At 53.7% G+C, this 13,544-nt stretch carries 12 protein-coding genes and 4 tRNA genes; 5 read left to right on the top strand and 11 right to left on the bottom strand.

The genetic code is table 11. The features are described 5' to 3' along the window. Positions 1–61 precede the first annotated feature (61 nt). Genes yigB through WC1_RS00995 form a run of 5 tightly spaced genes read right to left on the bottom strand, consistent with a single transcriptional unit; the run spans position 62 to position 3,458 of the window. Positions 62–778 carry a 5-amino-6-(5-phospho-D-ribitylamino)uracil phosphatase YigB gene (gene yigB / locus WC1_RS00975; protein ID WP_003017925.1) on the bottom strand — a complete coding sequence of 239 codons (717 nt, stop codon included), beginning with the start codon at positions 776–778 and terminating at the stop codon, positions 62–64. Next, positions 778–1,680 carry a tyrosine recombinase XerC gene (gene xerC, locus WC1_RS00980; RefSeq protein WP_016151237.1) on the bottom strand — a complete coding sequence of 301 codons (903 nt, stop codon included), beginning with the start codon at positions 1,678–1,680 and terminating at the stop codon, positions 778–780. The genes yigB and xerC overlap by 1 nt, the downstream gene beginning before the upstream one ends. Beyond that, positions 1,677–2,384, bottom strand: coding sequence for a DUF484 domain-containing protein (locus WC1_RS00985; protein WP_003841208.1), 708 nt, complete (start codon positions 2,382–2,384; stop codon positions 1,677–1,679). The genes xerC and WC1_RS00985 overlap by 4 nt, the downstream gene beginning before the upstream one ends. After that, positions 2,381–3,205 (bottom strand): diaminopimelate epimerase, encoded by an 825-nt coding sequence (dapF, locus tag WC1_RS00990; protein WP_003841207.1) that lies wholly within the window; start codon positions 3,203–3,205, stop codon positions 2,381–2,383. Before dapF ends, WC1_RS00985 begins: the two co-directional genes overlap by 4 nt. Positions 3,206–3,254: 49 nt before the next feature. Continuing rightward, positions 3,255–3,458, bottom strand: a complete 204-nt coding sequence (locus WC1_RS00995) for an LPS translocon maturation chaperone LptM (RefSeq protein ID WP_003017937.1) — start codon at positions 3,456–3,458, stop codon at positions 3,255–3,257. A gap of 138 nt (positions 3,459–3,596) precedes the next feature. On the opposite strand from WC1_RS00995, the gene cyaY reads away from it, so the two are divergent. Next, positions 3,597–3,917: an iron donor protein CyaY gene (gene cyaY / locus WC1_RS01000; RefSeq protein ID WP_016151236.1), complete on the top strand. Its 321-nt coding sequence runs from the start codon at positions 3,597–3,599 to the stop codon at positions 3,915–3,917. 94 nt (positions 3,918–4,011) lie between these two features. Here the strand turns inward: cyaY and cyaA are convergent, their stop codons facing one another. Continuing rightward, the gene (gene cyaA / locus WC1_RS01005; RefSeq protein WP_003017946.1) at positions 4,012–6,558 is read right to left on the bottom strand and encodes a class I adenylate cyclase; all 2,547 of its coding nucleotides are present in this window, start codon (positions 6,556–6,558) and stop codon (positions 4,012–4,014) included. Positions 6,559–6,948: 390 nt separating this feature from the next. Between cyaA and hemC the strand changes: the two genes are divergently transcribed. Genes hemC through hemY form a run of 4 tightly spaced genes read left to right on the top strand, consistent with a single transcriptional unit; the run spans position 6,949 to position 11,026 of the window. Further along, entirely contained in the window at positions 6,949–7,890 is a 942-nt protein-coding gene (gene hemC, locus WC1_RS01010) for a hydroxymethylbilane synthase (protein ID WP_003841203.1), read from the top strand. Then, positions 7,887–8,627, top strand: a complete 741-nt coding sequence (hemD, locus tag WC1_RS01015; protein WP_016151235.1) for a uroporphyrinogen-III synthase — start codon at positions 7,887–7,889, stop codon at positions 8,625–8,627. The genes hemC and hemD overlap by 4 nt, the downstream gene beginning before the upstream one ends. A 21-nt stretch (positions 8,628–8,648) precedes the next feature. Then, positions 8,649–9,824: a uroporphyrinogen-III C-methyltransferase gene (hemX, locus tag WC1_RS01020; RefSeq protein ID WP_003017955.1), complete on the top strand. Its 1,176-nt coding sequence runs from the start codon at positions 8,649–8,651 to the stop codon at positions 9,822–9,824. Positions 9,825–9,826: 2 nt separating this feature from the next. Beyond that, the gene (gene hemY / locus WC1_RS01025; protein ID WP_016151234.1) at positions 9,827–11,026 is read left to right on the top strand and encodes a protoheme IX biogenesis protein HemY; all 1,200 of its coding nucleotides are present in this window, start codon (positions 9,827–9,829) and stop codon (positions 11,024–11,026) included. Positions 11,027–11,480: 454 nt separating this feature from the next. Here the strand turns inward: hemY and WC1_RS01030 are convergent. The 5 genes from WC1_RS01030 to WC1_RS01050 form a co-directional block, all read right to left on the bottom strand. Next, positions 11,481–11,557: transfer RNA gene (locus tag WC1_RS01030), tRNA-Pro, on the bottom strand. Positions 11,558–11,598: 41 nt separating this feature from the next. After that, positions 11,599–11,684, bottom strand: a tRNA-Leu gene (locus WC1_RS01035). Between the two features lie 20 nt (positions 11,685–11,704). Further along, a tRNA-His gene (locus WC1_RS01040) sits at positions 11,705–11,780 on the bottom strand. 56 nt (positions 11,781–11,836) lie between these two features. Further along, a tRNA-Arg gene (locus WC1_RS01045) sits at positions 11,837–11,913 on the bottom strand. A gap of 102 nt (positions 11,914–12,015) precedes the next feature. Then, positions 12,016–13,401: a bifunctional threonine/serine APC transporter ThrP gene (locus WC1_RS01050; RefSeq protein WP_003841199.1), complete on the bottom strand. Its 1,386-nt coding sequence runs from the start codon at positions 13,399–13,401 to the stop codon at positions 12,016–12,018. Between the last annotated feature and the right edge of the window lie 143 nt (positions 13,402–13,544).

Raw genomic sequence — 13,544 nt, 5'->3', positions numbered from 1 at the left:
CACCGCCGGAATCAACAGGGCCCAGCCGGACCCCTGGGAATTTATACAGAGTTGTTGGTGATTATATCAGCGAGGTCAGAGATGCCAACTGTGAAATTTCGATATGCGGCAGCAAACGGCTGTCAGCGGTGTGCATCAGGTCGGCATTTTCCGGTTTGATCCAGCAGGCCTGCATACCACAACGGATAGCGCCCGCGACGTCTGTCGTCAGGTCATCACCCACATGCAGGATCTCACCTACAGGCATTTTCAGTTTTTCCGCCGCCAGCGTGTACATGTCGCTGAACGGTTTTGATCGTCCGTCGGGACCGGCGCGCAGCACAAACTCAAAGTAATCACCCAGGCCAAACAGTTCCGGCTGCGCGTTACCGTTGGTGATCGCCACCAGCGGCCATTTGCGAGCCAGCGCTTTCAGCGTGTCATGCGTCGTCTGTGGGACTTCAATGCGGCTACGCCATTTGGCAAAATTCATCATCGCCGCATTAGCCCCCATTCTGGCTTCTGCCGCTGACAAACCCGCCTCCAGCATAGCGCGTTCTACGGCCCGGTGACGCCATTGGGTAACATCGTGATAGATTTCCGGCTCGGCGTCACGAACGGCCTGACGCAAGCGCTGTAGGTCGCTATTTTGCAGCGAATTCAACGCCGGATGGTAATTCTGTACAAACGCGAGCGCTTCCTGCTCGGTGCGTGTGATAACGGGACGGTTATCGTAAAGGGTGTCATCAAGGTCAAAGGTGAGCGCAGAAATGCGCCCCAAAGGCCGGTAAAAACGCATTATTTCCCCCGTTTGGCGCGCGGATGCGCCGCATCGTACACTGAAGCCAGGTGTTGAAAATCAAGATGGGTATAGATTTGAGTTGTGGAGAGATTGGCATGACCCAATAACTCCTGCACTCCGCGCAGATCGCCGCTCGACTCCAGCATATGCGTCGCAAAGGAGTGGCGTAATTTGTGGGGATGTACATGGCTGTTCAGCCCCTGCTTGATACCCCATTCAGCAAAGCGTTTCTGTACGTTACGCGCCGAGATGCGTTTGCCCAGTTTGGACAGAAATAGCGCATCGTCATCGCAGCCAAAGAGTCCGCGCAGATCCAGCCAGTGCTCAATCCACGCCACCGCATTGCGGCCAATCGGCAGGCGACGCTCTTTACTGCCCTTACCCATCACCCACACTTCGCCGGTGTCGAGATCGAGATGTTTAATATCCAGCCCAACCAGTTCAGATAAACGCAGACCCGCGCCGTACATCACTTCCAGCATCGCTCTATCGCGCACGGCAAGGGGGTCGTTGAGATCGATATCCAGCAGACGATTAACGTCGTCGACATCGATATTTTTAGGCAGATGACGCGGTGCTTTCGGCGCGGAAACGCTTTTTGCCGGATTGGCTTTCATTTCGCCCTGATTAACCAGCCAGTCGAAGAAACTGCGTAACGCGGAGAGACGCAGCGCCAGACTCGCCGGCCCCAATCCTTTACGACGGCTGCGAACAGCAAAACTGCGGACCATGAGCGCATCACATTGTTGCCAGCTTTGCAGACCGGTCTCTCCAGCTAACGCAATGATGGCATCAAGCTGACGCTGATAATTAAGCAAGGTGATCGGGCTAAGCTGACGCTCAACGCCCAGATAGCGCAAAAAGCGCGCCACATCCTGAGAAAGGGGTGAATCGGTCATACGCGTTCAATCCAGCGCTCCAGCAGCTCCGGCAACATCAGCGAGATTTCCTGCAGCAATTGCGTGCCTTGCCCCTGCTGGTAATGATTAACATCACGACTGCTAAACAGCATCACGCCAAGGGATCCATCCTGCCCGAGCATCGACATCGCGACTGAGCCTATGGCTTTCGCCTCCGGCATCATGACCAGCAATTCAGGACCATTGAGCGGCCCAAGATAGTGCTGCGACTGGCCCAAACGCTGGATACGCAACGGTTCAAAAGCCTGACGGCTTAATGCCAGATGGGTGAATTTTGAGGGCGCGCCTAGTCGCCAGCGATCCGGGAACAGACGAACCGTCGCTCCTGCCAGCCCTAACTCACGCGCCCAGCGATGAAATCGCATCAGCATATCGTCAAGGCTGCTGGCCGCCACCAGACGTCCTTGCAGATTTAACAGACGATAGAACAGGCTTTCATTGGCGTTGGCTTGTTCCATCAACAGCGCCATGTTCTCTTCCAGCACGTTAATATGATTACGCGCCCGCGCCATATGCCATTCCACTAAAGAGACCGTGCCCCGCACTGGGTGCGGAACTCGCATCGCTTCAACAGCCTGGGCATTACGGATAAAAAACTCAGGATTACGTTGCAGATAATCGACGACCGCCCGATCGTCGAGCTCCATGAGCGTTTCCTGTAGTTCTTCCCCTGGTTGCTTCATAAGTGAATAAATCCGTCGTAGACATGTGCCGCCGGGCCAGTCATATACAGCGGATGACCCGGACCTTTCCAGGCGATATCAAGTCGACCGCCCGGTAATTCCACCCTCACTTCTTCTGCCAGCAGCCCCTGCTGGATACCGACTGCAACGGCGGCGCATGCACCACTGCCGCAGGCCTGCGTTTCACCCGCGCCGCGCTCATAGACGCGCAGTCGGATATGCTCGCGTTTTACCACCTGCATAAATCCGATGTTGGCGCGTTCAGGGAAGCGTTCATGGCTTTCCAGAACCGGTCCCAGTGTTTCTACCGTGGCCGTATCAACATCATCAACCTGAATCACGCAGTGCGGGTTCCCCATTGAAACCACGCCGCACAATACTGTCTGTTCGGCCACGCGCATAATATAGGTCTTCTCTGCTTTATTAGCGCGAAAAGGAACCTGCGAGGGTTCAAAATTGGGTTCGCCCATATTCACCCGCACCAGCTCGTCGTCGGTTACGGTTAATACCATACGACCATTCGCGGTACTGACGCGAATATCGCGCTTATTGGTCAGCCCTTTCAGGCGAACAAAACGGGCAAAACAGCGGGCGCCATTGCCGCACTGTGACACTTCACTGCCGTCGGCATTAAAAATACGGTAGTGGAAATCCAGCTCCGGATCATACGGAGGTTCAACCACCAGCAGTTGATCAAATCCAACGCCGAGATGTCTGTCGGCCAGGCGGCGGATCAGCTCTGGTGAGAAAAAGACATTCTGCGTTACCGCGTCGACGACCATAAAATCGTTGCCAAGGCCATGCATTTTAGAGAATTGCATCATTCACTCCGTTCACGCGGGTACAGAAATGTAAAATCTATTCCTGCCGTTAGTAATTCACCTGAGAAGGCCCATCACTAATCCCACGATCGTTTTTCTCAGGCGTGGTGGATTGCGATTGCGGCTGAACGCTCTTGGTCGGAGGCGGCGCGGTTTTATCAGCTGGCGGGAAATAGAGCGGGCCTTTGAGCCCACAGCCCGTCAGGCTGAACAGAGTAAAAATGACAGCGAGTGGCTTTAACACGTTTTTCATTATCGATTGCCTGTAAAGTTCATGCTTTCTGTTTTCTATCATCGCAGGAGAAGGCGTAAAAGCAAGAGTTTGGCTAAAAACTGCATCGCGATTTATTCCACGTTATACTGCGGGCATCACGAAAAATAGGATAAGAAAATGAACGACAGTGAATTTCATCGCCTTGCTGACACCCTGTGGATGACCATTGAAGAACGTCTGGATGACTGGGATGGCCACAGCGATATTGATTGTGAGATCAACGGCGGCGTTCTGACCATCAGTTTCGAAAACGGCAGCAAAATTATCATTAACCGTCAGGAGCCGCTGCACCAGGTATGGCTGGCGACCAAACAGGGCGGCTACCACTTTGACCTGAAAGGCGACGAGTGGATCTGCGACCGAAGCGGCGAAACGTTCTGGGATCTGCTTGAACAGGCGGCAACGCAGCAGGCAGGTGAAGAGGTGAGCTTCCACTAAGTGTGATTGCCGGATGCGCTTCGCTTATCCGGCCTGGGTATCTCGCGCATTTGGAGGCCGGATAAGGTGTTTACACCGCCAGCCGGCACTATGCTTAAGAGAAGTACTGCTGCAACTGCGGCGCGTCGTTGTCCTGATTGACGGGCGGAACAGCGCTAATCGGCTGGGTGCGGAACGGAATCACCTGCGCGCGCCCGTCGGTTTTCACAATCTGATAGAACTGCGGCAGGTTAAAGTTGATGAAACTGGAGCCGTAGGTAAAACGATCGTGCGACGATGAGTAGAAACGGCTGACGTCGCGTACCAGTTCCTCTTTACTACCTTCGCAGTGGTGATACACCTCAGCCCGATTGCTTTCGTCCAGAATGTAGATATTAAAGCCCTGCTCATCACCCGTTTCTTCGAAAAAGAACTGAATAATCCCTTCACTGGCAAAACCGTCTACCACCGACGGCAGTTTCACATGGTTGGTCTCAACCTGGACCGAAAGCCCGTGCAGTTTGTTATGTGAAATCGCGCCATAGAATTCAATCGCATTTTCCAGCTTCTGTACCGAAACGTTCAGGCGCTCGAAAAACAGTCCCCACGTCTGGCCGGAAACACGCAGCGCTTTGAAGCGTCCGGTTTCCTGACGAGTACTGGACAGACGTAGTTCGATGCACTCAGACACCAGTTGCTGAACGCGGGTGCGAATTAAACCGCGCAGATGCTGGCTATAGCAGAAGACCTCGACGCTGTCTGGCGGCGCGGCATCCTGGTGCATTTTGCCCAGAATCGTTTTTAACGCTTCAATCATCGCCTGCTCGCCGTTGAAGTGCAGCGTACGCACCTCATTCCACGAGTTGCGGTACAGCAGGTCTACGCTACCCACCAGGCATTTTTGCTCTTCACCAAAACTGAAGACGTCCAGCTTACGGAAATCAAAATGCACCACCTGATTGCGAAACGCTGCCGTCGGGTCATATTCGAGGTTAACGATAATCGCCAGATGGCGAATTTCGCATGGGCTATAGAGCGCTTTCGGCGTTGGCGCAGGCAGTCGCAGTGGGAAGTGGTGCGACACGTCGGCGACCATTTCCTGCAGCTTCGGCAAATCAACAATGCCGTTGCCCTTAATAAACAAATGCGTACGCGAAGTCAGCAGGCCATTGAACCAGGCCCACGCCACCAGCTTGTTGAGATAGCGGTTATATTCCAGCGGCTGATGGCTGATGATCGAGTCCATGTTAGGCGCGCGGTTGTAGAGATACCAACCCGAACGGTTGGCACGACCCGGCGGTACATGGATAAAGGTCAGATTCGGTTCCGAGAGATCCGGAGATATCTGCGGGTTCACCAGCGTGACCTTACCCGGCAACGCTTCAAACGCAGCATACAGCTTACGGGTCAGCACGCCGATATCCTGCGGACTGGCGCTGACGCTGAGGTTATTGCGCCGCGCAAAGCGGATCAGGTTACGATAGCTCTGCATCATCGCATCGAGCAGTTCGTTATGCGCTTCACGTACCTGGTCAATCTTCCAGTTAGCGCGGTTATCCAGCATGGTCAGACGAGTGTCATCCCAGCCCCACTCTTTCACTAACTGACTTAATACTTCACGACGCCAGCCCACGCAGGCGCGCTCACGGCTCAGTTTCTCGCACACTTTTAAGTAGAAACATCGACGTACTAAATCCAGGCGCGTCGGATCTTCGATCGCCGTGAGGTACTCGGTAACGCGCTCCAGCATCATGCAGTAAGGGTCGAGACCAAAAGAGACGATCTCGCCGTCATGCAAGCGCTGTTTAATGTCTTTCGCCAACAGGCGTGGGTTGGGATATTCCCAGGAATAGGCTTCCAGCAACAGCGTTTTCAGCACCGCTTTGTACGGGGAGTCGATACTCTTGTACAACTGCCAGAGGCTGGCGCCAAAGTACTCTTCGGCGGAAAGCGAACTGAGTCCGCCGAGATCCAGCCATTCGTTTGGCGTTAACACCCCCTGTGCGTAGAGCGTCATGACGTAATCGTCGTAGTGCTCTTCTTCGTCGCCCGGCACCATATTCCACAGAATACGTTTACCCGCGAGGCGCACAGCGGTGCGATAGAATTCATCCAGCAACAGGATATGCTGCGTCGAGCCACAGTCCTCACCACCCAGACTGCCGCTTTCATTGTGACGGAAACGGTTTTCGTCAATCAGGAAGAAACTGACTTCCACGCCCAACGAGGCCGCCCAGCTTTCCAGCAGGCTACATTTACGCTGCAGCAGTTGGCGCTCTTCGCTATCCAGCCAGGATTGATGGCAGACCCAGATATCAAGGTCAGACGAACAGCTTTGCCCTACCGAAGAGGTACTGCCCATTGAGTAAACGCCGGTGATCGGCAGTTCGCCCTTCGGCGGGTCCTGCGGCGACATACCGCGGTACAGTTCCAGCTCGTTCAGGTAGTGGCGTTGGGTTTCATCAGGCGTGTAAAGGCATATGCCCTTGGGAACGTTACCATCAAGGTAACCCGGCATCAGCGGATGGTGGTAGTGCAATAATGTCGGCAGCAGACTGTATACCTGCTGGAAAGCAGGTCCCATGGCAGCAAGCGCGCGATCCACACGCAGTTGATTTATGGCATCCAGTCTCTGTTTCAGAGTCTCAATATAGAGGTACAAGACGTATCGCCTGATGTTGCATCCGTCATGGCGTCGATAGCGGCGGCGCAAACGCTCACCACCCTCGTCATCAGTCCGGATAAACCGTATGTCAAAAATAACCGTTACCTTTTTCCCCTGCACTTTTATTAGTTACAGATGAAAAAATGGTCTAAAACGTGATCAATTTAACACCTTGCTCATTGACCGTAAAGAAAGATGCGCTACATACCAGTGTAGCACCGTTCGTTACGTGTAAATTCCTTCATACGGTCGGGAGGTTTTTCTCGTCATTATTCACTGACAGTGATGATGCAGCGCCTTTCCTCTCACTTACGTTTGAGCGTAACGCTGACATCCCTTTGATAAGGATGTTAGGATGGTCAATGATTGATAATGACGGTAACAAGCATGTTAGACAATGTTTTGAGAATTGCCACACGCCAAAGCCCCCTTGCGCTCTGGCAGGCACATTATGTCAAAGACGCCTTAATGGCAAACCACCCAGGTCTGATCGTGGAACTGGTTCCTATGGTAACCCGTGGCGATGTGATCCTTGATACCCCGCTGGCGAAAGTCGGAGGGAAAGGGTTGTTTGTTAAAGAGCTGGAAGTCGCGCTGCTGGAAAAACGCGCCGATATCGCCGTGCATTCCATGAAGGATGTGCCGGTTGAATTCCCTGACGGTCTTGGACTGGTCACCATTTGCGAGCGAGAGGATCCGCGTGATGCTTTCGTCTCAAATAAGTACAACACGCTGGATGAACTCCCCGCAGGCAGCATCGTTGGGACATCCAGTTTGCGTCGCCAATGCCAGTTGGCGAAGCGTCGCCCGGATCTCGTCATCCGTTCGCTACGCGGCAACGTAGGCACGCGCCTCAGCAAACTGGATAACGGCGATTATGACGCCATTATTCTGGCGGTCGCTGGATTAAAACGTTTAGGTCTTGAGTCGCGAGTCCGTACCGCTCTGCCGCCGGAAGTCTCCCTGCCCGCTGTCGGACAAGGCGCAGTAGGCATAGAATGTCGACTGGATGATATGCGCACTCAGGCGCTGTTAGCGCCGCTCAACCATGAAGAAACCGCGCTACGCGTCAAAGCAGAACGCGCCATGAACACCCGCCTGGAAGGGGGATGTCAGGTACCTATTGGTAGCTATGCCGAAATCATCGACGGTGAGATTTGGCTACGTGCGCTGGTCGGCGCGCCAGACGGTTCACAGATGGTATGCGGAGAACGTCGCGGCGCCACACAGGATGCCGAACAGATGGGCATCTCTCTGGCAGAAGAACTGCTGGAGAATGGTGCGCGCGCCATTCTGGCTGAAGTTTATAACGGAGAAGCACCCGCATGAGTATTCTGGTCACCCGCCCGTCTCCCGCAGGGGAAGAGTTAGTGAGCCGTCTGCGCACACTGGGGCAGGTGGCCTGGAGTTTTCCGCTCATCGAGTTTTCACCTGGCCGGGAACTGGCAACGCTTGCTTCCCGACTGTCGGCGCTGACGGAGAACGATCTGGTCTTCGTCCTCTCGCAGCACGCCGTTACCTTTGCAGATGCCGAGCTTCAGCAGCAAGAGAAAAGCTGGGCATCCCTTCCGCGATATTTTGCCATTGGCCGTACAACGGCGCTGGCGCTGCATACTGTTAGCGGCTTCAATATTCACTACCCTCTGGATCGGGAAATTAGCGAAGTCTTGCTACAATTACCTGAATTACAAAATATTGCGGGAAAACGCGCGCTTATATTACGCGGCAACGGTGGCCGCGAGCTGATAGGTGAAACCCTGACGGCACGCGGAGCCGATGTCGATTTTTGTGAATGTTATCAACGCAGTGCAAAATATTACGATGGTGCAGAAGAAGCGATGCGCTGGCAATCCCGTGGCGTAACCACGGTGGTCGTCACTAGCGGAGAGATGCTACAACAGCTCTGGACGCTTATTCCACAGTGGTATCGTGAGCACTGGTTACTACGCTGTCGGCTGCTGGTCGTCAGCGAGCGTCTGGCGCACCTCGCCCGGGAACTGGGCTGGCAAGATATTAAGGTCGCTGATAACGCCGACAACGATGCGCTACTACGCGCATTACAATAACTCTCATAATGGGATGCCATAATGACGGAACAAGAAAAATCCTCCGCCGTGGTTGAAGAGACCAGGGAGGCCGTGGAAACCACGTCACAGCCAGTTAATACTGAAAAAAAGAGTAAGAACAGCACGGCGCTGATTCTGAGCGCTGTGGCGATTGCTATTGCGCTGGCAGCAGGCGTTGGGCTGTACGGCTGGGGGAAACAACAGGCAACAACACAAACGGCAACCAGCGATGCGCTGGCGAACCAGCTGACGGCACTGCAAAAAGCGCAGGAAAGCCAGAAAGCTGAGCTGGAAGGTATTATTAAACAGCAGGCAACGCAGCTGGATGAAGCCACTCGCCAGCAGGCCGCGCTGGTCAAACAGCTTGATGAAGTCCAGCAAAAAGTCGCCACCATCTCCGGCAGCGATGCTGGAACATGGCTGCTGGCGCAGGCTGATTTCCTGGTGAAACTGGCTGGTCGCAAATTATGGAGCGATCAGGACGTCACTACCGCCGCGGCGCTGCTGAAAAGCGCCGATGCCAGTCTGGCAGATATGAACGACCCGAGCTTAATTACCGCGCGACGTGCGATTACTGACGATATCGCGAGCCTCTCCGCGGTGACTCAGGTCGACTATGACGGCATTATCCTGAAAGTGAATCAACTCTCTAATCAGATCGATAACCTGCGTTTGGCCGACAACGACACCGACGATTCACCGATGGACTCGGACAGCAGCGAGCTTTCCAGCTCTATTAGCGAATGGCGCGTCAATCTGCAAAAAAGCTGGCAGAACTTTATGGACAGCTTTATCACCGTGCGCCGTCGTGATGAAACTGCCGTACCGCTGCTGGCACCGAACCAGGACGTTTACTTACGTGAAAATATCCGTTCCCGCCTGTTAGTAGCTGCACAGGCCGTGCCGCGTCATCAGGAAGAGACATACCGCCAGGCGCTGGAAAATGTCTCCACATGGGTGCGTGCTTACTACGACACCGACGATGCAGCGACCAAAGCGTTCCTTGAAGAAGTAGACCAACTGAGCCAGCAAAGCATCAGTATGGATGTCCCGGAAACGCTGCAGAGTCAGGCTATTCTCGACAAGTTAATGCAGACCCGCGTACGTAATTTACTGGCGCAACCTGCCACAGCACCGGTAGCAGCAGCGCCAGCGCCTTCGACAGACGCTCCGGCAACCGCGCCGCAAGGAGAATAATGATGCTAAAAGTATTGTTGCTCTTTGTGCTGTTGATCGCCGGGATCGTCGTCGGTCCGATGATAGCCGGTCATCAGGGCTACGTGTTGATCCAGACGGATAACTACAATATCGAAACCAGTGTGACGGGCCTGGTGATCATCCTGATCGTCGCCATGGTCGTCCTGTTTGCGATTGAATGGCTGTTGCGCCGAATTTTCCGCACCGGCGCACATACCCGTGGGTGGTTTGTGGGTCGTAAACGTCGTCGCGCCCGTAAGCAGACCGAACAGGCGCTGCTCAAACTGGCAGAAGGTGACTATCAGCAGGTTGAGAAGCTGATGTCGAAAAATGCCGATCATGCAGAACAGCCAGTAGTGAATTACCTGCTGGCGGCAGAAGCGGCTCAGCAGCGCGGTGACGAAGCTCGCGCCAACCAACACCTTGAGCGTGCTGCCGAACTGGCGGGAAATGATACGATCCCGGTAGAAATCGCTCGCGTTCGCCTGCAACTTGCGCGTAATGAAAATCACGCCGCACGCCACAGCGTAGACAAACTGCTGGAAGTAACGCCACGTCATCCGGAGGTGCTGCGTCTGGCTGAGCAGGCCTACATTCGCACCGGCGCATGGAGTTCCTTGCTGGATATCATCCCATCCATGGCAAAAGCGCATGTGGGTGATGACGAGCACCGCGCCATGCTGGAACAACAGGCATGGGTTGGCTTGATGGATCAGGTCCGCGCCGATCAGGGCAGCGAGGGGCTGCGTGCATGGTGGAAAAACCAGAACCGTAAAACCCGTCATCAGGTTGCTTTGCAGGTAGCAATGGCTGAACATCTGATTGAGTGTGACGATCACGATACGGCGCAGCAGGTCATCATTGATGGTTTGAAACGTCAGTACGATGACCGCCTGGTGCTGCCAATCCCGCGTCTGAAAACCAATAATCCGGAACAGATAGAAAAAGTGCTGCGCCAGCAGATTAAAGCCGTGGGCGATCGCCCGTTGCTGTGGAGTACGCTGGGTCAGTCGTTAATGAAGCATGGGGAATGGCAGGAAGCCACGCTCGCCTTCCGTGCCGCTCTCAAACAGCGCCCGGATGCCTATGACTACGCCTGGCTTGCTGACGCGCTGGACAGACTGCATCAGCCGGAAGAAGCCGCCACCATGCGTCGTGATGGCCTGATGTTGACGTTGCAGAACAACAATCCCCCGCAGTAACTCCTGAATGCCCGGTAGCGCTTTCGCTTACCGGGCCTACATATTTTTCAATCGTATACACAAAATCATTCGAGAAGCAGTTCGAAGGATTTTGTGTATGCATAAAAAAACGCCCGCTCGGTAAGGAGCAGGCGTTAAACAGGTCTGTATGACAACATAAATGGGTGCTTCACTCAACGTTATGTCCATGGTGTTTGATGAGGCTACGCGACATCTGTCTGTGGACGATAAGCACCGTAAATGGCTCTGCATCATTCCTGAGTTTATGAGGCCAGAGGGCGAACATAAGAGATGGAATGAGCATCTACCCGCATATTATTGCACAAGGCATGCCACGATTGCACTGCAAAAACCAGGTATTCGGACTTTTTAAGACATCAGGTAATTCGCGGGAATAAAGGCTGAGAAGGGAAAATCAGAAAACAAAAAACCCCGCCGAAGCGGGGTTCAAAATTGGTCGGCGAGAGAGGATTCGAACCTCCGACCCACTGGTCCCAAACCAGTTGCGCTACCAAGCTGCGCTACTCGCCGTTTTACTGCTTTTTGAATTTTTAGTTCAATTCTTTAAGTCGTGGTGCGAGGGGGGGGACTCGAACCCCCACATCCTAAGGACACTAACACCTGAAGCTAGCGCGTCTACCAATTCCGCCACCTTCGCATTTCACAACTTTAAATTAATGGGGTGGCTAATGGGATTCGAACCCACGACAACTGGAATCACAATCCAGGGCTCTACCAACTGAGCTATAGCCACCACTGCAAATCTTTTACGCGGTATTAAAACCACCGCAGCTCTGGCACCCTACTAAATGGTGCGCCCGACAGGATTCGAACCTGAGACCTCTGCCTCCGGAGGGCAGCGCTCTATCCAGCTGAGCTACGGGCGCTTAGCGCCGTTGCGGGGCTGGATATTACGGAGGTCTCGGTCTTCTGTCTAGTGCTTTTTTAAAATAAATTATCGTTTGGTCATGGTTTGTGCGTTTTGTCGCTTATTCCCGCAATTTATGGGCTGTGCCATGACGATTCAGACCAAAAACCTTATAAATGAACGTCACGGCCAGTAAGAAACCCATGCCAACAAAAAGCGACATTCGGGTATCTTCATTAAAGTACATGCCAATTAATACGCAAATCAGGAACGCCATCGTCAAATAATTCGCCCACGGGAACAGAATGGAGCGGAATGGATGACTGGCAATCGCCGCTTTATGCGCCTGACGGAAACGCAGCTGGCTTATCAGGATCACAAACCACGGCACCATCCCCGGCAACACGCTGGCGCTATAGACATAAACAAACACGCGCTGCGGATTGGGAATGATGTAGTTCAGGCACGAACCAATCAGCAGGATCGCGATAGAAATGGCCACGCCGGCAACCGGTACACCATGGCGAGAAACTTTCCCAACAGCGGCGGGGAGCTGGCGATTCTTGGCCAGCGCGTAGAGCATACGCCCACAGCTGTACATGCCGCTGTTACAGCCAGACAGCGCCGCCGTCAGGACCACAAAGTTAATAATCCCCGCCGCGGCGGTAATACCAATCTTGGCAAAGGTGAGAACAAACGGACTGCCGTTGCTGCCAATCTCGTTCCACGGGAAAATAGTGACGATAACAAAAATTGCGCCAACGTAGAAAATCAGGATACGCCACAGCACTTTACCTACCGCGCTACGCAGCGTGACTTGTGGGTTCTTCGCTTCACCTGCAGTAATGCCGATCAGTTCCACGCCCTGATAAGAAGCCACGACAATACACAATGCCGTCAGGAAACCCTTCCAACCACCGGCAAAGAAACCGCCGTGTTCGGTCAGGTTGCCAAAGCCGATAGCCTGACCGCCATTACCAAAACCGAAGAAAATCACCCCTAACCCAATGACGATCATCACAATGATGGTGGTCACTTTGATCATGGCAAACCAGAACTCAATTTCACCATACAAGCGAACTGCGGCGAGGTTCGCCAATGCAACCAATCCGACCGCGACCAGTGCGGGTATCCATTGCGCCATTTCAGGGAACCAGAACTGGACGTACACCCCGATGGCGGTAATCTCTGAGATCCCCACCGCCATCCACATAAACCAGTATGACCAGGCGGTGAGATAGCCAAAGAAGGGGCTCATATAACGGTGAGCGTAAACAGCGAATGAACCGGCAACCGGCTCGAGGAATAACATCTCCCCCATAGAACGCATAATGAAAAATACGAACAGCCCGGCGACGATATACGCCAGCAGAACCGAAGGTCCCGCCCATTTCAGGGTACTGGCGGCCCCCATAAACAGCCCGACGCCAATAGTGCCCCCGAGGGCAATTAATTCGATGTGACGAGCCTCCAGCCCACGCTGTAGCTCAGGTTTGTTCTCGGCCATAAATCCTCTTGTTGTGTTTGCATACTGTCCGGTATTACCGGTTCTCGTTATGGGTACATCTTGTTATGTCATAACAGGCTATACGACACCGACCGCTTAGCAGTTGGCGTCAAAACTCCACGGCACTGAAATGATTGTTGCGA

Origin of the sequence: Citrobacter sp. KTE30 (assembly GCF_000398825.1) — a bacterium.
Classification (GTDB): Bacteria; Pseudomonadota; Gammaproteobacteria; order Enterobacterales; family Enterobacteriaceae; genus Citrobacter; species Citrobacter freundii.
Note: the sequence above shows the minus strand (reverse complement) of the source record. Positions and strands in the feature narration are given on the sequence as shown.